The sequence below is a fragment of the Nocardia sp. alder85J genome, assembly GCF_020176955.2.
Classification (GTDB): domain Bacteria; phylum Actinomycetota; class Actinomycetes; order Mycobacteriales; family Mycobacteriaceae; genus Nocardia.
On sequence record NZ_JAIUCZ020000006.1, the window covers coordinates 429184 to 450228 of the forward strand.

General features: G+C 62.6%; 21 protein-coding genes. 7 read left to right on the plus strand and 14 right to left on the minus strand.

What is annotated here, in order from left to right; all coding sequences use genetic code 11:
• Window positions 1-2 precede the first annotated feature (2 nt).
• Complete coding sequence (locus LBW94_RS25175) at window positions 3-791, minus strand: alpha/beta fold hydrolase (RefSeq protein ID WP_266272019.1); 789 nt, start codon at window positions 789-791, stop codon at window positions 3-5.
• 295 nt (window positions 792-1086) lie between these two features.
• On the opposite strand from LBW94_RS25175, the gene LBW94_RS25180 reads away from it, so the two are divergent.
• Window positions 1087-1920, plus strand: coding sequence for an IclR family transcriptional regulator (locus LBW94_RS25180; RefSeq protein WP_225061489.1), 834 nt, complete (start codon window positions 1087-1089; stop codon window positions 1918-1920).
• Here LBW94_RS25180 and LBW94_RS25185 read toward each other — a convergent pair.
• The 8 genes from LBW94_RS25185 to LBW94_RS25220 all read right to left on the minus strand — a co-directional run bounded on the left by LBW94_RS25185 (window position 1905) and on the right by LBW94_RS25220 (window position 9127).
• Window positions 1905-2411 (minus strand): DoxX family protein, encoded by a 507-nt coding sequence (locus LBW94_RS25185; RefSeq protein WP_225061488.1) that lies wholly within the window; start codon window positions 2409-2411, stop codon window positions 1905-1907. The genes LBW94_RS25180 and LBW94_RS25185 overlap by 16 nt on opposite strands.
• 59 nt (window positions 2412-2470) lie before the next feature.
• On the minus strand, window positions 2471-2962 hold the full coding sequence (locus LBW94_RS25190; protein ID WP_225061487.1) for a (2Fe-2S)-binding protein: 492 nt from the start codon (window positions 2960-2962) through the stop codon (window positions 2471-2473).
• Complete coding sequence (locus LBW94_RS25195) at window positions 2959-3798, minus strand: FAD binding domain-containing protein (protein ID WP_225061486.1); 840 nt, start codon at window positions 3796-3798, stop codon at window positions 2959-2961. Before LBW94_RS25195 ends, LBW94_RS25190 begins: the two co-directional genes overlap by 4 nt.
• 10 nt (window positions 3799-3808) lie before the next feature.
• Window positions 3809-4537: an enoyl-CoA hydratase gene (locus tag LBW94_RS25200; protein ID WP_225061485.1), complete on the minus strand. Its 729-nt coding sequence runs from the start codon at window positions 4535-4537 to the stop codon at window positions 3809-3811.
• Window positions 4534-6918, minus strand: coding sequence for a xanthine dehydrogenase family protein molybdopterin-binding subunit (locus LBW94_RS25205; RefSeq protein ID WP_225061484.1), 2385 nt, complete (start codon window positions 6916-6918; stop codon window positions 4534-4536). Before LBW94_RS25205 ends, LBW94_RS25200 begins: the two co-directional genes overlap by 4 nt.
• Entirely contained in the window at window positions 6867-7634 is a 768-nt protein-coding gene (locus LBW94_RS25210) for an SDR family NAD(P)-dependent oxidoreductase (RefSeq protein ID WP_225061483.1), read from the minus strand. The genes LBW94_RS25205 and LBW94_RS25210 overlap by 52 nt, the downstream gene beginning before the upstream one ends.
• 2 nt (window positions 7635-7636) lie before the next feature.
• Window positions 7637-8449: an MBL fold metallo-hydrolase gene (locus LBW94_RS25215; RefSeq protein ID WP_225061482.1), complete on the minus strand. Its 813-nt coding sequence runs from the start codon at window positions 8447-8449 to the stop codon at window positions 7637-7639.
• A gap of 75 nt (window positions 8450-8524) precedes the next feature.
• A complete protein-coding gene (locus tag LBW94_RS25220) occupies window positions 8525-9127 on the minus strand; it encodes an SRPBCC family protein (RefSeq protein WP_225061481.1) in 603 nt (200 codons plus the stop codon).
• Between the two features lie 612 nt (window positions 9128-9739).
• On the opposite strand from LBW94_RS25220, the gene LBW94_RS25225 reads away from it, so the two are divergent.
• On the plus strand, window positions 9740-13048 hold the full coding sequence (locus LBW94_RS25225; RefSeq protein ID WP_225061480.1) for a serine/threonine-protein kinase: 3309 nt from the start codon (window positions 9740-9742) through the stop codon (window positions 13046-13048).
• A 103-nt stretch (window positions 13049-13151) separates the two neighbouring features.
• On the opposite strand, the gene LBW94_RS25230 is transcribed toward LBW94_RS25225, so the two are convergent.
• The 4 genes from LBW94_RS25230 to LBW94_RS25245 form a co-directional block, all read right to left on the minus strand.
• Window positions 13152-14270 carry an acyl-CoA dehydrogenase family protein gene (locus tag LBW94_RS25230; protein WP_323137924.1) on the minus strand — a complete coding sequence of 373 codons (1119 nt, stop codon included), beginning with the start codon at window positions 14268-14270 and terminating at the stop codon, window positions 13152-13154.
• Between the two features lie 36 nt (window positions 14271-14306).
• Entirely contained in the window at window positions 14307-14612 is a 306-nt protein-coding gene (locus tag LBW94_RS25235; RefSeq protein ID WP_225061479.1) for a hypothetical protein, read from the minus strand.
• A 49-nt stretch (window positions 14613-14661) separates the two neighbouring features.
• Window positions 14662-15480: an enoyl-CoA hydratase/isomerase family protein gene (locus LBW94_RS25240; protein ID WP_225061478.1), complete on the minus strand. Its 819-nt coding sequence runs from the start codon at window positions 15478-15480 to the stop codon at window positions 14662-14664.
• Between the two features lie 86 nt (window positions 15481-15566).
• Window positions 15567-16835 carry an amidohydrolase family protein gene (locus LBW94_RS25245; protein WP_225061477.1) on the minus strand — a complete coding sequence of 423 codons (1269 nt, stop codon included), beginning with the start codon at window positions 16833-16835 and terminating at the stop codon, window positions 15567-15569.
• 250 nt (window positions 16836-17085) lie between these two features.
• On the opposite strand from LBW94_RS25245, the gene LBW94_RS25250 reads away from it, so the two are divergent.
• The 5 genes from LBW94_RS25250 to LBW94_RS25270 all read left to right on the plus strand — a co-directional run bounded on the left by LBW94_RS25250 (window position 17086) and on the right by LBW94_RS25270 (window position 20710).
• Window positions 17086-17538 (plus strand): limonene-1,2-epoxide hydrolase family protein, encoded by a 453-nt coding sequence (locus LBW94_RS25250; RefSeq protein WP_225061476.1) that lies wholly within the window; start codon window positions 17086-17088, stop codon window positions 17536-17538.
• Window positions 17539-17543: 5 nt separating this feature from the next.
• On the plus strand, window positions 17544-18413 hold the full coding sequence (locus LBW94_RS25255; protein ID WP_225061523.1) for an SDR family NAD(P)-dependent oxidoreductase: 870 nt from the start codon (window positions 17544-17546) through the stop codon (window positions 18411-18413).
• Window positions 18414-18528: 115 nt separating this feature from the next.
• Entirely contained in the window at window positions 18529-18978 is a 450-nt protein-coding gene (locus LBW94_RS25260) for a cupin domain-containing protein (RefSeq protein ID WP_225061475.1), read from the plus strand.
• Window positions 18979-19007: 29 nt separating this feature from the next.
• Window positions 19008-20216 carry a cytochrome P450 gene (locus LBW94_RS25265; protein WP_225061474.1) on the plus strand — a complete coding sequence of 403 codons (1209 nt, stop codon included), beginning with the start codon at window positions 19008-19010 and terminating at the stop codon, window positions 20214-20216.
• Window positions 20217-20305: 89 nt separating this feature from the next.
• Entirely contained in the window at window positions 20306-20710 is a 405-nt protein-coding gene (locus tag LBW94_RS25270) for a cupin domain-containing protein (RefSeq protein ID WP_225061473.1), read from the plus strand.
• Between the two features lie 61 nt (window positions 20711-20771).
• Here the strand turns inward: LBW94_RS25270 and LBW94_RS25275 are convergent, their stop codons facing one another.
• Window positions 20772-21041 (minus strand): hypothetical protein, encoded by a 270-nt coding sequence (locus LBW94_RS25275; protein WP_225061472.1) that lies wholly within the window; start codon window positions 21039-21041, stop codon window positions 20772-20774.
• Window positions 21042-21045: the final 4 nt, after the last annotated feature.

Sequence of the window (21045 nt, forward strand, 5' to 3'; positions counted from 1 at the left end):
ACTCATGGCTGAGCGGCCGACAAGATCGCCCCCGCGGGATAACGCTCGGTATCGGCGTTGAACGCACCGATCCAGTGCACCAGTTCGGCCGGTCGTTCGAAAACAACAGCATGCCCCGAGGTGATCTCGGTGTACCGAGCGTCCGGCATCGCGCCGAACAGCATTCGAGAATGACGCGCCGGTACCATGTAGTCGTCCCGGCATCCGATGACCAGCGCCTTCGCCCGAATATTTCGTACCGATTCGGTGATGTCGATCCTTCGGTTGAGATCCATCTGGCGATATTGGAACTGCGTGAACTCGACCGAATTGATGAGGGCCTCGAGTTCGCCGCTCTTGCGCTCTCCGAGGAAATCCCCACCGAAGCCGGCGAAAACCGTGAACTTCCGAGCCGATTCGGATCCGCTGTCCCGGAGCTCGCGCCAGATATCGTTGCGCAATCGCTGCTGCGCATCCGTTCGCATCCATCCCGCGATGGTCACCAGGCGATCCACCGGCGCACCGTGCCGCCCTGCCAGCGACGAGGCGACAACGGCACCCAAGGAGTAACCGACGAGGGTAACGGGTACGGTCACGGCGTCCCGAATCACCGCCGCCACCTGCGCCTCGAGATCACTCAACGCCAGAACCTCGTGCCGGGTGTCGGCCAAGTCGACCGAAATCACACGCTGATGCGCCGCGAGCATCGGAAATACGAACGAATAGTGCGACGAGGTCGTACCGCCGGTGCCGTGCACCAGCACTACCGGCGGCAGGTCCGATTTCGCGGGACCGGAGTCGAAGTAGCGCACCCGGACGCCTTCGACGACAACGCTCCGTTCGACGGACAGCGGTACTGCAGCGGATGGCGGCATGTGATTTCTCCTCACCGGTAAGTCCATTCAACGGACTTTTGAGCGCTCCCGAGAGGCAGACTCCGTGTCCGGAAGCGCCGATTCGTACAAGAGTTCCACAGCAGCAACCTTCGAGTCAACTGTAATGATGTTGTGGCTCAATGGCTACGGGACTATTGTCGAGTAATTCCATCCAGCTGAACTACGACTGACCATAGTCTGCTCAGTGGACTCGAATCGGGAGGAGACTCGGATGAGGACCAGCGCTCAAGGGGCGAGCGTCGTGGGCAGGGTCGCGCATATCGTGCGCGCGGTCGCCGACCGAGAACCGGTGGGCGCACGGTTGATCGATGTCGCGACAATCACCGGCCTCCCGCGACCGACTGCCCACAGAATTCTGGCGGAACTGATCGATACCGGAATGATCGAACAACGAACGGGCCGCCGCTACGGGCTCGGGCCCGCCGCATACGGGCTGGGTGTGGTCGCACCGAACCCGTTCGGGAGCGTGGTCGAGCACATCGCGGCGATCACCGAACAACTGGCCGACCGCAGCACGGTGACGGCGTATGCGGGCGCACTCATCCACCGTCGGGTGCACTATCTCGCGAGAAGCCAGGGATCTTCCCCAGTCCACGTCCACACGGTGGGGGTCGGTGACACGAAGCCCTTGCCGGCCACCCATGCGGGAATAGCCCTGATGAGCACTATGCCGAACTCGATGCAGGAGCAGATCATGGCGGATGCCCGGGACGAACGGGCCCGCCGTGTCACCGACATTCCGGCGCTTCTCGATGAGGATCGGATTCGCTCCGCCATGCACGCGATTTCGATGGCCGGCTTCTTCTGCATGCGCGATCTGACCATCGAAGGCATCTGCGGTATGGCTGTCCTGGTCCCGCTGCCTTCCGACCGGCCGCGGATGGCGTTGACTCTCGCCGCGGTGGGAGACCAGCTGCTGTCGGGGCGGTCGTCACAGTACAGCGATATGCTGACCGAAGCCGCGCACGCGGTGGGCGTCGCAGTAGCAGCGGCGGTGCCGGGTACGCGTCGGCCGGATGACGCCCCACCCTACTTCGGCTCTTGATTCGGTCTCCATGACGTTGCCAGGAGAACCGCGCCGCCGAGTCCCCCCGCAAGGACCGCAGTCAGCAATCCGGCTACACCGGACATCGATGAACTGATCCCGATGAGCGCGTCCAGCGACGCCCGACCCGGCCCGATCAGCGATATGACCGCGGCAACGACAGCCAGCACCAGTACGTACTCGTAGCCGTCCTTGAATACGAAGAATCCGTTGGCACGGTGGGCTGTCACCGCGGCGACCGCCATCGTGCCGACCACGAACGCCGCAGCCAGCGCGGTGAACAGACCGGCGGCCAATGCCAGCCCGCAGCACAATTCGCCGGCGCCGCTGACCAGGGCATGCAACCTCGGCGGCCGCAGTCCGATAGAGGCAAACCACCGTGCCGTGCCGGACAGGCCTCCGGAACCGAAAAGATGGTTCCAGCCGTGGGCAGCGAGAGTGAGCCCGACTGTCAAGCGGAGAAGCAAGCTCGCTGTATCGGCGACGGTCATGATGTGATTCCTGTTCTGGGACGGGTTGGGACACCGGCAAAGCGCCAGCCGTACCGGCGCTATTCGTCGATGTCGGCCGACGCCGACGCCAGGGTCTTCGCTGCGGCTCGGACGGCATCGACGATGCCGGTGTAGCCGGTGCATCGACAGATATTGCCGGACAGTTCTTCTCTGATACGTTCGCGAGTCGGATGGGGATCCCGGTGCAGCAGATCAAGCGCCGACATCAACATTCCGGGCGTACAGAATCCACACTGCAGGCCGTGGTGGTCGCAGAACGCCTCCTGGAGAGGATGCTTCGTGCCATCGTCGCCGGCCATCCCCTCGACCGTTGTGATCGAGGCCCCGTCCGCCTGTACCGCGAACATCAGGCAGGCGCGAACCGCTCCCCCGTCGACCAGCACGGTGCACGCACCACACACGCCGTGCTCGCACCCGAGGTGGGTGCCGGTCAATCCGAGGTCTTCGCGTAGAGCATCGGCGAGCGTCCGGCGCGGCTCGACCTCGACCGTCTCCCGCTGACCGTTGACCGTGAATTCGACTCGCATCATCCGGCGTCCTTTGCGGCACTGAGGGTCAGACCGAGAAGCGCACGGCGGGTGAACTCCTTGGTCATCGCGATCCGATAATTTGCTGTGCCATGTATGTCGGAATTCGGAGTGATCGCGGCGGCGGAGAGCGCCGCCGCCTCTTCGATCACCGATCCGGACAGCGGCGCATTGTTCAGAACCTGCTCGGCCTCTCGGGGCCGCACCGGCACCGGACCGACACCACCGACCGCGAGTTGCACCTTCCCCTCGACCTCGACTGCCACCACGGTGACAAGACCGAAATCGCCGTGACGACGTGACAATTCCGCGAATCCCCACCTGGACGGCATCGGGTACGTGACGCCGACGATGATCTCGGTCTCCGCGAGCGAATTCTCGAGGGGACCGACCAACAGGTCCGTTATTCCCACCGTCCGCTCGCCTTCGGGTCCGACGACGTGCACAGTCGCTTCCAGCGCCGCGGCCACTACCGGAAGCTCCGCAGCCGGATCGGCGTGCGCGATACTTCCCCCCGTGGTGCCGCGTGTCCGGATCGCGGTGTGCCCGATCCATGCTGCCGCTTCGGCGAGTAGCGGCATGTCTTGCTGTTCGGCGATGGCCTGGTGTCGCGCGAGCGCACCGACGAAGAGACTGTCCTCGTGCCGACTGATCGAAGCGAGACCCGGAATTCGATTGATGTCGACGAGCAGCCCCGCGCGACCGAGACGCATCGCCAACACAGGAATCAGACTCTGGCCACCGGCAATGATCTTGGCGTCACCGGCCGAGGAGGCAAGGGCGTCGATGGCTTCGGAGATACTCGCCGGTCGCGCGTATTCGAACGGTGCGGGTTTCATTCGGCCTCTCTCACTTTCCGATGAATTTCGGCGTCCGCCGTTCCACGCGTGCGATTTGTGCCTCGGCGAAGTCCGCACTGCCCCAGCACTCTTCGAAGAGCGCCACCAGATGTTCGTCTCTGGCCTCGGGCTCCAGTAACCGCTGCAGAGCTCGTTTCGAGTACGACAGCGACAGAGGTGCGAAAGTCGCGAGCTCGTCGGCCAGCCGGAGTGCGGCGTCGAGGTCACCGACGCGGTCGGCGAGGCCCCGCTGAACGGCCGCATGTACATCGAAGATCTCGCAGGCCAACAGCATCGCGGATGCTGTTGCTCCGCCGGCCAACGTCGCCAGGCGACGTACCGTCCACGGATCCACTGCGAGACCGTTCTTGGCGGTGGGCACGGCGAAACTGGCGGTGACATCGGCGACTCGCAGGTCGCAGGCAATCGCCAATTGCGTCCCCGCACCGATCGCCGGACCGTTCACCGCCGCGATCACCGGAATCGAGGCCGCGGTGATCGCTTGGAGCGCGCGGTACAGCGCCTCACGAAAATCACTGGTGTAAACCTGTCCGAGGTCGGCGCCTGCGGAGAAGCATTGCCCTTCACCCGTGACGACGACCGTACGTACCCCTCGGTCGAGGGTGCCGCTGAAGGTCTCGGTGAATTCGTTCAAATGTGGGATGTCGAGCGCGTTTCGCTTCTCCGGTCGGCGCAGGGTGATCACCGCGACGCCGTCCCGCATCGTCGCGGTGATCATTGCAGCGCCCCCCATACCCGGTTCGGAGTGATCGGCAGATCCGTGACCTCGACACCCACTGCGTCGAAGACCGCGCCGGCGAGTACCGCATTCGGCCCCAAGGTGGCTCCTTCGCCGACACCCCGGACGCCGAGCGGATTGTCCGCGGGCCGGGACACGTGCTCGATCGTCAACTCGGGGATCTCATGGCTACTGGGCATGAGGTAGTCCATCAGGGTTCCGGTCGACAGATTTCCCCCCTCGTCGTAGATCAGATGCTCGTAGAGGGCCCCTCCTATTCCCTGCGCGAAAGCCCCCATGATCTGCCCGTCGACCACCTGGGGATTGATCACCCGGCCGGCGTCCTCAGCACAGACATAGTTCAAGATCCTGAGTTCTCCGGTGCTCCGGTCGATCTCGACAACGGCCATTTGCACCCCCGCGGCGAAGGCTCCTCGAATCGGATCGAAGAAAGTCGTCGCCTGCAGGCCCGGCTCGATGCCCTCGGGAAGCCGGTTCGATTCGAGGTAGGCGATCCTCGCCAGCTCCGACAGGGTCCCGATCGGTTTCTCGGTGTCCGATCCCCACACTTCACCCGCGACAAGAGTCGGATCTGCGGTCTCGTACACCAGCGCTGCCAACTTCAGGATCTGCTCCCGTACCATCTGCCCGGCGCGGTGCGCGGCACCACCGCCGATCACCGCCTGCCGCGAAGAGAACGCACCGAAACCCCAGAGCGACTCGTTGGTGTCTCCGATCCGGACGTTGACGTCGTCGTAGCCGACTCCTACTGCGTCCGCGACGATCTGCGCGATCGTGGTCTCGAGACCTTGCCCCTGCGTGGTCACCCCGCTCAGGACCGTAACCGTGCCATCCGGCTCCACTCGAACGGTGCAGGCGTCATGGCCGGTACGGAACGGCATTCGGGGGCCTGCCGCGGCGGCTCGCCCGAGCCCCGTCAGTTCGTTGTAGCAAGCAACACCGATACCGAGAGGGTTCTCGCCGGTCGTCCGCCGACGTCGTTGTTCGACCCGAACGGCGTCGTAATCGATCGCGACGACACACTTGGCCAGGCACTCCAGATATGTGCCGGAATCATCGACGAGCCGACTCGGCATCCGATACGGTACGTCCTCGGGCCGGATCAGGTTACGCCGACGGATATCGAGGTCGGAGATTCCGAGTTGCGCGGCGGCGGCGTTGAACATCGTCTCCATGGCGAAAACCGTTGCCGGCCTCGCGACGCCCCGATACGGACCCGCACAGGCCGTGTTCGTCGCCACACCACGCACCGAGCAGCGGTAGTTCTCGAGCCGGTACGGGCCCGACAACAGTCCGCCGGCCATCAGCGGCTCGATACCGGCCGTCCACGGATACACCGAATATGCACCCACATTGCAGGTGACCGCCGCATCCAGTGCGAGCAGTGTCCCATCCGGCCCGAATCCGGCCTTCATACGATAGTGGTGATCACGGGCATGCGCCGCGGCCAGGAGGTGCTCGGCACGATCTTCGACCCATTTGAGGGGAACGCCCGGCATGGCGCGAGCCATGAGACACAGCGCGACATCCTCGGGGTACAGGACAGCCTTGGTACCGAAGCCTCCACCAACGTCGGGTGCCACGACTCGAACGTTGCCTTCGGCCAGTCCGAGCAGCTCCGCCAGCATGTTCCGTACGAGATGCGGAATCTGAGTACCCAGGTACAGGACCAACTTGTCCTCGTGAGCGTCCCACAACGCGACGCCCGCCCGGCATTCCATCGGGTTGCCGGCGTGCCGGTTCGTGGTCAGCTCACGTTCGATGACGACAGCCGAACCCGCGAAGGCTTCATCGACATCGCCCGCGGTGAAGGTTCTCGCGAGCAGGACATTGTCCGGAGCTTCAGCGTGCACCGGAACCTCCGGATACACCATGGCGTCGACGCTGGGTGGCAACACCTCGTAATCCACCCGAATGCGCTCCAGTGCATCCTCGGCCAGGTACCGGCTGTCGGCCACAACGGCGGCGACCGCTTCGCCTGCGAACCGCACCTTTTCGTTCGCGAGAACAGGCTGCGCCGTCTCCACATATGTCGGGAGAGCCGATTGCGCGATCAGATGTACCGACCGGAAATCCGGCCTGTCACCTGTGAAAACCTTCCGGACGCCGGGCAGAGCCGCAGCCTCGGAAACATCGACCGATCCGATGTTCGCGTGCGCCAGCGGGCTGCGCAGAAACGCGACGTGGCGCATGCGTGGAAATTCGAGGTCCGAGACGAACCGCCCGTGGCCCGTGACCAGCCGACTGTCTTCCTTACGCCGGACCCGCTTTCCGACGACTCCCTCGTAGGCGCCTGTACCGAGTTCTTTCATGGCATCGAATACCCGCCGTTCACCGACAAGACCTGGCCTGTCGTCCACGACGAGCGAGGCGAGGCCAGCAACAGGATCGCCGGCGTGATGTCGGCGGGCCGCCCGAAGCGCCGGAGCGGGTATGCGGACAGGATCCGCTTCATCTTTTCGTCGTCTGCATTGCCGGTGTGCTCGTCGAGGCTGCCGGTCTGTACGAGGGCGATGGAAACCGCGTTGGCCCGGATCTTGTACCGCGCCAGCTCTTTCGCCAGGGACTTCGTCAATCCGAGGGTCGTCGACCTGGTCGTCGCCGTCACCAGCAGGCGCGACTCGCCGACCCGGCCGGAATCTCCCATCAGGCTGACGATCGACCCCTCCACCTGATGCTCCACCATCTGCCGGGATACGGCCTGGGTGATCCGAAGGGTTCCGGTCACGGTGATATCGACCTGCGGAGCCCAATCTTCCTCGGTAGATTCCAGGAACGGCTTGTTCTGGGTGACCGCGGCGTTGTTGACCAGGACATCGATGGGACCCAAGCTGTCCTTGACCAGATCGACCGCACCGAGGACCGCTTCCCTGTCGGCCAGGTTCGCTCCGACCGCGATCGCTTTCACTCCCAGAGCTATCGCCTCCTCGGCCGCGTTTTCGGCGCCTTGCGCGGAGGAACCGTAGTGAAACGCCACATTCGCACCCTCGGCAGCGAAGGCCAGCCCGATCTCCTTACCCAGCCCGCGGCCGGCCCCCGTCACGAGAACCGTCTTGCCGAGTAGATTCATATCCATTGTCAGAATGTCTCTTTCTTTTCGTAAGTCCATTCCGTACGACCGTCCCGAGTAGTGAGGTAGCCGGGGCGGAGATCCGGAAAGTGAGCTGCGAATACAGCGGTGCCGGTATCGGAGAATTCAGACACGAAATCTGACCGGGACGCTCGCGCTCGATCCCGCGAGAAATCGAAGAAGAATTCCCAATCAGGCTGGGTGAACTCCAGCGGGGTATGGGCGAGATCACCGACGAGAGCAGCCGTCCGACCCTCCGACGACACGATGAAGACGGTGGTGCCGGGAGTATGTCCCGGGAAGTGCCGGGCCACAACGCCGGGAGCGATCGTCACATCGCTGTCGAACAGCTCCAACCGAGGCACCACAGGATTCAGCTTTCGCTTCGCACCCGGTTCGGCATCGGAACTCTCGACGAAATGTTCCCAATCCAGCCGATGGACCCGGTACGTGGCGTTCTCGAAGACTATGTTGCCTTTTCTGGTCGCCCAGCCGACATGATCGAAGTGCAGGTGAGTGAAAATAACGTCCGTGACGTCGCCGGGTTCGATACCGTACCCGGCGAGGCTGTTCAGTAGCTCGCCGCCCCGATATCTGCCGTTGTCGATCGACCCGACACCGGCATCGACGAGTATTGTACGATCCGAGGTCCGCAAAAGATAACCACCGACCGCAAGCTCCAGATTCCCCTCGGTGTCGAGCAGTCCGGAATTTTCGTCCCACGGATCTCCGTCGAAACCTTTTCGACACAAAACTTCCCGGGCATTCTCCCGCCCGATGCCGTCGTAGACAGGGTCGAGTTCGATCGCTCCCAATCGCATAAGCCCTCCGTTCACAATACTGCCGGCAGTCCGAAGCACGTCGCCAGGACATCGAGACGCCGAGAGGCGCCCAAATCAGGATGCGAGCCTTTTTCGGCGAAGTCGACGGAAGGCCAACGCGACCGAGAAGACAGCCACGACAGAAATCCCGGCCGCAGCGGCGAACTTCATCAGTGTCGGCCCTGCCACCGCGCCCAGATCGAGCGCTTCGATTCTTTCCGGATCAGCATCACTGTCGACCTCGAGATACTTTTCCAAGTTGCGGACGAATTGCATGAGGATCCGACTGGAGATATCAGCGACCACACCTCGGCCGAACTGCGCGGCCCGGCCCGACAACGCCAGATCCGTTTGGACGTGAGCTTCGGTACTCGCTCCTCGCGGATCGAGGTTCATGGTGATCGTCACCGACAAGTTTCCCTGACCGGCGACATCTCGGCCGGAAGCCTGAATAACCACCAGACGGTTTGCCTCGTCCCTCTTCAGGAACCGCCCTTCGCCGGTGAACAGCAGTGACACCGGGCCGAACTTCACTTTGATCACGCCCTCGAAGCGGTCGCCATCGACAGCCTGAAGCGCCGCGCCGGGCAGGCACGGAATCACTTGTTCGGCGTCGGTCAAGACTGCCCAGGCCCGGTCGACGGGAACATCCACCGAGAAGGTATTGAGTAGCTCCACCGCCAAAACCTAACTAATAGTAGTTAGTAAGTCAATTTACGACCCGGCCTCTGCGGTGTCAACACTGCAATGCGCTCACACCCATGACCTGATCAGCACTGCAGTGGGAACGAACCCATTTGTTCGTCGCCTCGGCAGTGCAGCAGCTACCGATCATTCGTTTGGTCAGGTGGTTAGCCGTGGTACGACGGAACCGGTGACACGGCGACGAGCCCGGACTCCAGGTGGACAGCCCGGCACCTCGCCGACGCACGGGCGTCCCCTATACGAGATCCATCCTGCATCCAAGCATGCTAGGACCAGATAGTACAAGAGTCCAGGATCCAGGATGTGGGGTGGGCTCGAATCCTGGACCTCGCCCGCACGGCTGCCACCTACACGCGTGGCGGGAATCGCGGCCCATCCACCGGTACGGCAGACCACCGTCATACAGCTACGTTTCAGCAACTATCGAGGTATCGTGGCAGCAGGTCAGGATGTTTCGACCGTCCAGGAGGTGACCGGCATGGGTCCGGTGGTACTGCGCGCGTCTCACGACCTCGTGACGGTGTGCGACATGAGCGGCGTCCCGTCGCTATGAACAGGCACGCCGATACACCGACACTACGAGACATGGCGGCAGGTATCGTCGCAGAGTTGACAGCCGCCGGTTTCGATGATCCGCAGCCGATCGGCCGAGGTGGATTCGGCGTGGTCTACTGCTGCTACGACCACGCCCTCGAACGTCACGTTGCGATCAAGCTGCTGCTGGCGGAGGTCGATGACGACGATCGCGCCCGATTCATACACGAGCAGCACATCTTGGGGCGGCTGTCCGGGCACCCCCATATCGTCCCGGCGATGTCTGCCGACATCACCGTAACCGGCCGACCGTACATAGTGATGCCGTACTACCCGCGCCGCTCGCTCGACAATCTGATCCGACAGTATGGACCCTTGAGCTGGCCGGATGTCGCTTCCATCGGAGTGAAATTGGCGGGGGCGTTGGCGACAGCGCACGGTTTCGGCATCGTGCACCGAGATGTGAAGCCGGCCAATATCCTGCTCACCGAATACCATGAACCTCAGTTGTCCGATTTCGGAGTGGCGCAACTCGGCGAGCACATGTCGTCGGCGACGATCCACGGGACACCGGCGTATACGGCCCCCGAAATCTTGTGCGGTGCGAGCGCCTCGCCTGCGTCCGACATCTACAGCCTCGGTGCAACGCTGTTCAGCCTGCTCACGGGCAATTCTCCTTTCGCTCGGCGCCGAGACGAATCGATCGAATCCCAGCTGGCCCGGATCTCCTCCGCGCGCCTGCCGGATCTCCGCGAGCATGACGTACCGAAGAAGATTTGTGCGGCGATCGAGGAGTCCATGGCACTCGAGCCGACCGCTCGGCCCACATCCGCTGCCGCGTTCGGAGAGAACCTACGAGACGCCCAGCGCGCCACCGGGCAGCCGGTGGATACGCTGACCGTGCTGCGACGCGACAGCGAGACCGGATCCGAATCCTCCCCCGAGAGGATGTCGATGCTCCCACCGTATTCACCGTCCGGTTCCATCACTTCACCGCCTCCCCCGATGGCGGCGACGAAGTTTCGGCCGCCGACCACGGCGCGGACGCTGATAGGACGTGAGCGCCTGCTGCACATCCTCCGTAACAGCGGTCGCCGGAAGCTGCTCCTGGTGAACGGCCCCGCCGGGTTCGGCAAGACCACGCTGGCGGCTCAATGGGCACGTGAACTCGAAAATAGTGGCACGACCGTTGCGTGGCTGACCGTCGACCGCGACGACGATAACGTCGTCTGGTTTCTCGCTCATCTTGTCGCGGCGATCCGCCGTGTTCGTCCTGATATTTCCCGAGAATTGGCGGCACTATTGGAGCAGCGATCATCCGACGTAGTCCGATCAGTATTGTCGGCGCTGATCGACGAGATCCATGATTACGGACAGGATATCGTGCTGGTGGTCGATGATTGGCATCGCGTTCACAACGACGATGCCATCGCCGCCATGAATTTCTTACTGCAGCACAGCTGCCACCACCTGCGAATCATGATCGTAGGTCGGAGCGGCAAGGGATTGGCCTCCACGAAGCTTTTGGTGGAGGACGAGGTGATCGACATAGACGTCGACGCTTTGCGGTTCGACAGAAAAGAAACCGACGCGTTCTTGGTAGAAGCCAGTCGCCTACCGTTGTCCGTCGACGACATCACAAAGATACAGGCCTCGACCGAAGGGTGGCCTGCAGCCCTCCAACTGGCCCAGTTGTCATTGACCGGGCGTGACGATCCCAAGGGTTTCATCGACAACTTGACCGGACGACACCATGTCATCGGCGACTACTTGGCAGAAAACGTACTCGACTCACTCGAGCCGACACTGCTGGAGTTTCTCATGACGACGTCCATAACTACCAAGATATGCGCAGGTCTCGCAACGGCGTTGTCGAATCGTGCCGATAGCCCGGACCTGCTCAACCAGATAGCGGATCGAAATCTCTTCCTGCAGCGCATGGACGATGAAGGAGAATGGTTTCGCTATCACAGACTGTTCGCCGATTACCTACAACGCCGGAGCGCACAATGGGATCCCGACCGTGTGACGGCTCTGCATCTGCGTGCTTCCGAATGGTTTTCGGAGCATCGGTTGATCGTCGAGGCGCTGGACCACGCACTCGCGGCGGACGCAGTCGACCGGGCGATAGAACTTGTGGAGGCCAATGCAACAGACCTGGTACTGGCTGGTCGCACAGCCACTTTTCTGGGACTGATGGACAAGCTTCCGGTTTCGTGGACCGACATGCGGCCACGATTGCAACTATGCGTGGCATGGGCCGATAGCGGATTACACCGAGGTAATCGGGTCACGAGCGCTGTACGGAAAGCTCTCGCCGCCGTCGACGCATCGGACCTGACCGACCACGAGGTTGCCTCGTTTCGCACGGAGGCAATGCTGGTTACCGGCCTCGAACAATATGTGTCCGATAACTTGGACGGCATCCAACTAATCGATGTAGATCAGCTGAAAGATTTGGCGAACCCGATCATGTCGATTGCTGCCGCGGATCTGGCGGCAGCTGATGCCCTCAATCGATTCGACTACGCCGCAGTGTACAGGTGGCAACAAACAGCCAGTCGATTCGCGCTGGGATCGGACCCTATCGCGACCCTGCAGAGCCATTGCATTGCCGGCTTGGCGGCATTGGACCAACTGGATGTAGCGACAGCCGAGCACCATTTCACCGCAGCTCTGGGTTTGGCGTGCGAAACCGAGTTGGCACCACGCGCCGCGGTACTGGCCGGCGCCCTGCTCGGCGAACTTCGTTACGAGCAGGGTCGAATCGACGAGGCATGCGAACTTCTCGGTGCCAATGTCAGAGAGCAATGGCAGCCTGATGCGGTGGACTTTCTTCTTCCAGTTTATGCCACCGGCGCCCGGGTGGCATACCTGCATGGCAACAGTAAACATGCCACGGAATTGTTGGATATCGGAGAGAAGATCAGCGAGGAGAAATCGCTGCCGCGGCTGAGCGCACGCTTGGTCAACGAGCGAATCCGCATCGGATTGCCGATTTCGAACGATCTCCGAAAATATCTGTCCGAGTTGCCGACATACCGGAGGCAGACAACGAGAATCCGGGCGATGACGCGAGAACTGGAACAGGATTCCGCGATCCGCCTGATGCTGGCCGAGGGATCGCCGTCCGCAGTCGAGATCGCCTGCCGACGAGCGGAAGCACTCGTGGAAGCGGTAGACGATCGGCGCCGGCCGCGCGCAGCGGCCTACCTCCGATTGCTGTATGCCGACACTCTGCGCGTCGCCGGACACTCCAGCGAGGCCGACAGAGTAGCTGCGCCCACGTTGGCGTTGATCGAACACAAGGGTTTGCACCAGGTCGCGTCCGACACGAGCAGTAAGTTTTGGAGAAATTGAAACAACGGTGAAATTTCGATCGATTCGGTCGTGGGGCCCGGTCGGGACCTGAGCCCCACGATCGTCTCACCGGCCGGGTCGGCAGCCGGCACGCGACGAAAAATCAGATGCCGATCAATTCGGCCGCGCGTGCCCGATGCGAATCGGGATCACCTGCGATCACACGAGTCGACATGGCTCGCCTGTAGTACAGGTGAGCCGGATGTTCCCAGGTGAAGCCGATGCCACCGTGGATCTGAATATTCTCCGCGGCGGCATGTACGTAGGCGTCGGAACAGTATGCCTTTGCAAGACTTGCGACGAGTCCGGCGGATTCGCTGTGCTCGGTCACCGACTGGACGGCAAGTTTAGCTGCTGCGGCGGCAGACTCGATTTCGACCAGCAAATCAGCACACTTGTGCTTGATCGCCTGGAACGAGCCGATGGTACGGCCGAACTGAACGCGTTGCCGCGCATAATCGACTGCCATTTGCAGGCATCTGCGGGCGCCGCCTACCTGTTCGACCGCGACAGCACTGGCTGTAAAAATCATTTGTTGCCGAATGATTGTTTCCGCGCCACCTTCGGTTCCGACCAATGTGGCCGGCACCCCGTCGAGTACAATTCTCGCCTGTTTACGGGTCGGATCCAGTACTGTGAGCGGAATCGTGTCGAAGCCCGGATCCGATGCGAGCACACAGAACAGACTGGTTCCCAGCGACGTCGGTGCGGTCACCAGGACGATATCCGCGATCGTGCCGTCGAGCACATGGGAGACGGTTCCGGACAAGACCCAGCCGCCGCCATCCTGGCGGGCGATGATCTCACCCCCCGTCCCGTCGCGTTGTTGTCCATCGACTTCCGGGAATCCGATCGTCGCGATCGAGGAGCCGTCTGCGATGCCGGGCAGGTACCGCGCCTGCGCGTCGGCATCCTCGGAGAACAGAAGGGCTGCGGTGGCCAGTGTCGTCGCCAGAAATGGGCTACAGATGAGGGCTCTGCCCATCTCCTCGAGGACGACCGCGAGTTCCGTGAAAGTCACTCCCGAACCACCGAACGCTTCCGGCACGATCAAGCCCTGCAAACCCAACTCGCGAGCCATACGAAGCCACACTTCGCGGTCAAAGCCCTCATCGGTACTCATCAGCCGCCGTACCTCGGACTCGGTTGAGGACGAGTCGAGGAACTGTCGCACCACCTGGCGTAGCTGTTCGCGCTCGTCATCCGAACTTCCACGCACCACTGATCTTGTTCCCTTCGCTGTTCCGATAACCGACGCTCAGTCGTCGAGCTCGATATCGAGGACGAGAGTCTGGTAAGCCTTGCCGTGCGGATCGGCCGTCAAACCCATACCGACTCCACCGCGGAGCGCGGCCGTCATCACGAAATTCAACGTGCAAATATTCGGAAGTTCGTAGCGAGTGATCGTGCCCTGGACCAAGGATCCGAACCGCTCGCGGATCTTTTCGACGGTAAGGTTTTCCCGGAGGTATTCCCAGTCCGCATCGTCGTACGGCCAGACCGCCACATTGCTTGTGTCCGTCTTGTCGCCCGAGCGCGCCATCGCGATGTCGTAGACCTTCATATGAAGTCCCTTCCCTAACTCTTGTCAGCCGTAATGAACGAGGATCGTATCAACGTCCGATGAAAACCGGTGGTGTCGAATCGGCAGTTCGCTCGAAAACGGCCGCTCGCGCAGTCCGAGCGTCCTCGGTGGTCTGTAGATAGTAGCCATAGGCGCGTTCCAGGTCGTAAAACTCGGTCACCGCCATGGCACGTTTGATCAACTCACGCGCGAACGAAACAGCGATCGGCGGCCGAGCTGCCAATTCCGCCGCCACCTCTCGGGCGCGATCGAAAGTTCGCTCGACCGGAACGACTTCGTTGACCAGCCCGAGCTCCAAAGCTCTGCTCGCATCTATGCGACGAGCGTTGAGGATCATATCCATCGCACGGTGCTTGCCTACCATACGCGGCAAGTAAACCGTGGATGTCGCGAATGGAATCAATCCGATGTCGGTCTCCACGGCACCGAATTTCGCCGACTCGCCAGCCACGATGAGGTCGCATGCGTGCGCCAGTTCCCAGCCGCCGCCGAGGCACCACCCGTTGACCGCGGCCACCAACGGCTTCTTGAAATTGTGCAGTGTGTCCCACACCTGCCCGTAGGCATAGCCGTACGCGAGACGCGAAGGCGCCGAGTCGTCGTCGTCCTGAGGATAGCGAGCGGGACGCTTGGCACCCAGGTTGGCACCAGCCGAGAAGGCCCGACCACGACCGAATATCACGACCGCCCGAGTTGAACGATCTCTGCCGAACTCGATGAGTACATCGTTGATCTCGGCGAGAACGGTGTGCGTATCGGTGGGGTTGAGCCGTTCCTCGTCATCGAGCTCGATCAATCCGACCGAACCTTCTCTCGACACCGCGATCGCATCATATTGGGCAGGCATTTCACTCCTGTCTGTGCCATCCCGCAAGATGACGACTCGTCCGGTGCTGCCGAATGTTCGAGGTAGATGTCCTCGAAGAACTCGGGTCAGTCCCAGAAGTTGAACAGGTTGCGAGCATTGGTTTCCGCGATCTGCCGCACTTCCTCGTCCGGGACATCGGCAACAGCCTCCGCCAGGAACTTCCGGCTGTTGGGCCACTCGGAGTCGTTGTGCGGGTAATCCGATTCCCACATCAACTTGTCCAAGCCGATCGAATGCCGACTCTCGATCGCGTGCCGGTCGGAGATGAAACAGGTCCAGAAATTGCGCCGGAAGATATCGGACGGCGAAATCGACCGATCGACACCGATCCGGGTCCGAGCCCACGTGTAGTCCATGCGCTCCAGCAGATAAGGCACCCAGCCGCTTCCGCCTTCGGACAGCGCGATCCGTACCCCCGGGAAGCGATGGAGCAATCCGGAAAAGGTCAGGTCGGCCAATGACATCATCGAGTTCAGCCCGCACAGCGAGATCGGCACAGCGTCGGAATTCGCCGCAGACTCGGGGGCCGGCGTCGGCAACGTACCCGACGTCCCCACGTGCATACACAGAACCAGTCCGGTCTCCTGCGCCGCCGCGAAGACAGGATTCCAGTATTCCGACCAGAATGACGGCAAGCCCAGAGGCGACGGGGACTCGATCATCGCCACCGCTCGCGAGCCCTTCGCCGCACAACGCCGGATCTCCGCCGCCGCCAGTTCCGGGTCCCACAACTGGATCAGCGTCATCGGGACGAAACGCTTCGGCGCGGTCCCACACCACTCATCGATCAGCCAGTCGTTCCACGCAACCACGCATGCCGAGGCCAATTCCTTGTCCTTGGCGGCCAGGAATCGGGTTCCACCGAAGCGCGGGAACGTCGGAAAGTTGATCGATGCCCAGACGCCGTCCTCGTCCATCGCGACCACACGAGCCGCGGGGTCGTACGCGCCAGGCACCATGTCGTCGTAATGCCGGGCATACAGGTCCTCACCGGTGCCATCCGTGCGGAACACCCGCGTCTGCGGACTGCCCAGCAGATTCAGCTTGTGCAGTTCGCCCTCGAACTGCCAGGCCTGCGTGTGCCCGGGCTGGTCGACGATTCTCGGACCCGCCTCCTGGAAACGCGCGGGCAACCGGTCGACCCACACGTTCGGGGGTTCGACGATGTGATCGTCCACCGAGATGAGCTTGACATCCTCGCGCAGCACTGCGTACCTCCTGCGTCCTCGCACTTGTGATTGGATCCAGGATACATGCTGAGGTGCCACGATGCCAGGACCCCCTGCACGGAGACCGGCGAATCGAGTAACTGTCCGGACGTGATCGCCGGACACGGCGCACCTCCCTTGTCCTGCGGTATCGCCCGCAGTAGCCTCCGTCCATGAGTTCAGCATCCTGGATTCAGCAATGCCAGCGAGTGTCCGTACGCCGGAGCTTTCGAGTTGTCGGAAGGCCGGTGGGAACCGGGCTCGGCTCCCGCGCCCGAACAGCAGCCACGCGGCACCGACGCGGCCGCGGCCGACATGCGCCACGCGTCGGCGCGGATACCGCACATCACCATCGAGCGAACACAGGAGTTCACCCATGGAAACAGCAGGGGACACAGTCCGGCGGTTCTGCGCCGCATTCGCCTCCAAGGATACGGCGCAGTTGCGGCCCTACCTGACGCCCTCAACTGTTTTCGAGAACATCCCGCTACCCGAGGAACATCGGCGAATTGTCGGCACTGACGACATCGTCGGGGTGCTGCAGGCCAAATTCGCGATCTGCGAAGAGGTCGATTTTCGACTACTTTCCCTCGCCGAGGAAGGGAATGTCGTCTTCACCGAGCGAGTCGACTACTTCCGATTCCCTGCGGGTACATTCCCCAAGTCGGACATCCAGGAGTGGTCCGTCTGCGCGCGCTGGGAAGTGACAGACGGCAAGATCACACTGTGGCGCGACTATTACGACGTCGGGTCCAACGAACAGCAGTTGGGTGTGTCTCTGCCGGAGTACTTGACCATCCTCGAGCGCGCTCGCGCCGGCAAGGCGTGACCGTGATGCACCTGCAAGGAAAGGTCGCACTGGTCACGGGGGCGGCAGGCGGTATCGGAGCGGCGACGGCAATCCGGCTCGCCGAGTGCGGGGCAACGGTGGTGGTGACCGACATCGATGAGGAGCACGGGCGCGAGGTGGCGGCCCGGCTGCCGACCGCGGGGTGTTGTCACCACCTCGACGTGTCCGATGCGGACAGCTGGACGCGGGTGATCGGAACGGTCGAGCGGACCTACGGCCGGCTCGATGTACTCGTACTCAATGCCGGGGTCAGGTTGCAGGGTGCCGGCGGGCCCGCCCACGCTCCCGCCCTGCCGGTGCTGACGGCCGACAGTTACCGGCGAGTGACCGGAGTGAACGGCGACGGGGTCGTATACGGCGTCCTGGCCGCCTACCCGCTGATCGAGGCGAGCGGCGGCGGAGCCATCATCGTCATCGGCTCAACCGCGGGGTTTGCGCACACACCGGGAGACCCCGCTTACGCCTACGCGAAAGCGGGGCTGCTGGCCTTCTCACGCTCGCTCGCACCGGAACTGGCAATGATCGGGATCAGGTTGTCCCTGGTCTGCCCCGGTGCTGTGGATACGGCCATCTTTCCCGAGGACGTCCGCGAGGAACTGACGCACATCGGATTACAACTGCCGAGCCCGTTCTTCGTCGCCAATGCCGTTCTGGTGGCGATCGAGCGGGCGTCCGCAGGCGACGTGTGGATCGCTCGTGGACAGGATGGAGGCTTCTTCACCACAGTGCCATCGGACCTTCCCGCACCACCCGTCACCGCGGATCCCGAAGCGGGCCGACGATTCGTGGCCGCATCTCTCGACGGCGCCACGGTCGAGAACCGTCCGGTCCACACGGCATTTTCACAGGGCTAGCACATGTTCGACGTCACGGTCGAAGACTGTTCGCCTGGTTTCGAGCAGGCCCTTACGACACCACACAGGCATCGACTTTCGCCATCGAATATGGGCCATTGAACAGGAGTCAGTAATGGAAACTACGCCCGAATACCAACGCGTGACCGATCTGAAGCAAAAGGCAGGCCCCATCACCCGTGCCGACCGAATGGCATTCTTCGACATGGGAGAAATATCCGAGACCGCTGTGCCGCTGCCGACCGGCGAACTGTCGGGCACATGGATTCAGGCCCTGGTCAACCCCCTGGAGCCGGGAGGGTTCAGCCTGCTCGGTGTTCGATACGAACCCAACTCCCGCGTCGAACGGCACAGGCACGACGTGCCGCAAATCGTCATCGTGCTGGAAGGCGAGATTCGGCAGGGCCGACGAGTGTTCGGACCGGGCAGCGGTTACTACACACCGGCCGACGTACCGTACAAGATCGTCGTCGGCCCCGACGGTGCCCGGTTGGTGGAATTTCGTGCCACACCGCTGACCTTCCGAACCGAGTGGCTCGACAAGAACGACGAAGCCGGCAGCTGAGGACCCGGCCCAGATCTAGGAGAACGTCAATGGATCACACGACAAACCGTGACCGGCTGGTCGCACATCTCGGAAAATCCGGGGATGATATCGAACCTCGGTACGCCGAATGGGCGCACGCCCGGCAAGAATGCCCGGTCGCTCGCCTGACCCGTGAAGAAGGTGCTACAGAGGGCGAGGACACGTTCATCGTCTATTCACATGAAGGCGTCCGGCGGGTGATGTTCGACGACCACAGCTTCATGAAGCCCGGGCCGATGTGGCGCACTACTCGCACGCTGCTGGCGATGAACGGCGACGAGCACCGGGCGCACCGAGCACTCGTGGCGGATCCCTTCGGACCACGTGCCATGAATCGGCTCGAGCAGACACTACTCATTCCACTGATGCACGATCTGATCGACAAGTTCGTCCACCTCGGTCGCGCGGATCTGGTTCTGGACTACACGAGTCACTACCCGTTCCAGGTCATCCGGACCATCATCGGCATCGATGCGGCCGACCACGACGAGTTCCTCGGACTCGCGTACCCGGCAGACGGACTGAACCCGGCCTGGGAGGTGAAAGCCCGAGAGTTCCTCGTGCCGCTGATCCATGCAGCGCGCGTCGAGCCGAAGGACGACCTGCTGGGCCTACTCGTCCGCTCCGAACTCGACGGTGTGTTGCTGACTGACGAGGACATCCTCGAGTACCTGCTTCTGCTGATACCGGCCGGCGCGGACACGACCGTCGCCGGGTCGAGCAACATGTTCGCGGGGCTGCTGCTCAACCCCGATCAACTGGAACTCGTCAGGTCCGACCCGCGCCTCGTCAACACCGCTGTGAACGAAGCACTCCGGTGGCAGAACCCGGCTGCGACAACCTTCCTCCGGCGTGCTCTTTGCCCCGTCGATCTCGACGGTATAGCCATCCCGGAGAACGCGGTTGTCCGCGCGCACCTGTCGGCGCACAACAGGGATGCGGAAACATACTCGGAGCCCGATCGTTTCACCGTAACCAGGTCCGGTCAGCCGACCGGCGTGTTCGGATACGGGCCACACGTCTGTCTCGGCCAGCATCTCGCCAGAGCCGAGATGCGGGCCGCGCTCACCGTCGCACTCGACCGTCTGCCCGGACTACGGCTGGACCCGGACGCGCCGCGGCCCATCGTCCACTCTGCTTCGGGCCCGCAGGCGGCCGGCAGCGTCTCGATGGCAGCCGCCACCTCGTTGCCCGTGGTATTCGATTCCCCAGCCTGACGACACGACCGAAAGACGAAGAGCCCATGACAAGTACACCCGCACCCAGGAATGCTCTGGTGCACAGCAACGACAAACTGTGCACAACGATGGCAGAACGCGGTATCCACCTGTTCGACGTCGAGAACATGCCGTTCGAACCAGCCAAGCGTCGGCCCACGACAACCGTGACCGACGAGGAGCACCGCGCACAGTCCGCAGGGGTCGAGCACAAATGGCTGATCTTCCCGGAGCCGGGAGCGGACCGGCCGCCGGTCGTCATCGTGAAGTTCCCACCGAACTATCGTTTCCCGCAACACTGGCACAGCGAGGGCGAGTTCATCGTCGTACTCGAGGGCACAATGACGATCGGCGGCCACGAAGCCGGTCCCGGCGCGATGGCATGGACCGATGCCAACACGGTGTACGGAGCGGAGGCAGCCGGCCCCGACGGTGTCGAATTTCTACTGTTCCGCCGCGCTTTCGCGACAACCACCCTGGTCGAAGAACAGTAAGGATCGAACCAGAACAGGACCTGTTCGCGGCCTTGATAATTCGGCTGCGTCTCGATCATCATCAGCTCGGATCTGTCGGGGGGTGGTCGTGCGGGGTGTGCTCGGGGTCGAACAGCCCGCTCTGGACGGGAACGTTGTATTTGGCGGTGCGCCCGGCGACCTTGACCTGGCTCGCGAGATCGCCGAGCGCGAAGCTGCCGGTGGCGTCGTCGATGAGCCGGGTGAAGACCTGCGCGGTGACGTCGACCCCGGCCCGGTGGCGGTTCGCGGGCATCGGGATCGCGAAGTGCGCCAGCAGGGTGTCGAGCCGGTAATTCGGTAGACCGGGCACGAGG

Excerpts from the sequence above, each read along its gene's own strand:
- LBW94_RS25180 (WP_225061489.1), top strand. The coding sequence starts at position 1,087 with ATGAGGACCAGCGCTCAAGGGGCGAGCGTCGTGGGCAGGGTCGCGCAT.
- LBW94_RS25185 (WP_225061488.1), bottom strand. The coding sequence starts at position 2,411 with ATGACCGTCGCCGATACAGCGAGCTTGCTTCTCCGCTTGACAGTCGGG.
- LBW94_RS25190 (WP_225061487.1), bottom strand. The coding sequence starts at position 2,962 with ATGATGCGAGTCGAATTCACGGTCAACGGTCAGCGGGAGACGGTCGAG.
- LBW94_RS25195 (WP_225061486.1), bottom strand. The coding sequence starts at position 3,798 with ATGAAACCCGCACCGTTCGAATACGCGCGACCGGCGAGTATCTCCGAA.
- LBW94_RS25200 (WP_225061485.1), bottom strand. The coding sequence starts at position 4,537 with ATGATCACCGCGACGATGCGGGACGGCGTCGCGGTGATCACCCTGCGC.
- LBW94_RS25210 (WP_225061483.1), bottom strand. The coding sequence starts at position 7,634 with ATGGATATGAATCTACTCGGCAAGACGGTTCTCGTGACGGGGGCCGGC.
- LBW94_RS25215 (WP_225061482.1), bottom strand. The coding sequence starts at position 8,449 with ATGCGATTGGGAGCGATCGAACTCGACCCTGTCTACGACGGCATCGGG.
- LBW94_RS25225 (WP_225061480.1), top strand. The coding sequence starts at position 9,740 with ATGGCGGCAGGTATCGTCGCAGAGTTGACAGCCGCCGGTTTCGATGAT.
- LBW94_RS25235 (WP_225061479.1), bottom strand. The coding sequence starts at position 14,612 with ATGAAGGTCTACGACATCGCGATGGCGCGCTCGGGCGACAAGACGGAC.
- LBW94_RS25240 (WP_225061478.1), bottom strand. The coding sequence starts at position 15,480 with ATGCCTGCCCAATATGATGCGATCGCGGTGTCGAGAGAAGGTTCGGTC.
- LBW94_RS25250 (WP_225061476.1), top strand. The coding sequence starts at position 17,086 with ATGGAAACAGCAGGGGACACAGTCCGGCGGTTCTGCGCCGCATTCGCC.
- LBW94_RS25255 (WP_225061523.1), top strand. The coding sequence starts at position 17,544 with ATGCACCTGCAAGGAAAGGTCGCACTGGTCACGGGGGCGGCAGGCGGT.
- LBW94_RS25260 (WP_225061475.1), top strand. The coding sequence starts at position 18,529 with ATGGAAACTACGCCCGAATACCAACGCGTGACCGATCTGAAGCAAAAG.
- LBW94_RS25265 (WP_225061474.1), top strand. The coding sequence starts at position 19,008 with ATGGATCACACGACAAACCGTGACCGGCTGGTCGCACATCTCGGAAAA.
- LBW94_RS25270 (WP_225061473.1), top strand. The coding sequence starts at position 20,306 with ATGGCAGAACGCGGTATCCACCTGTTCGACGTCGAGAACATGCCGTTC.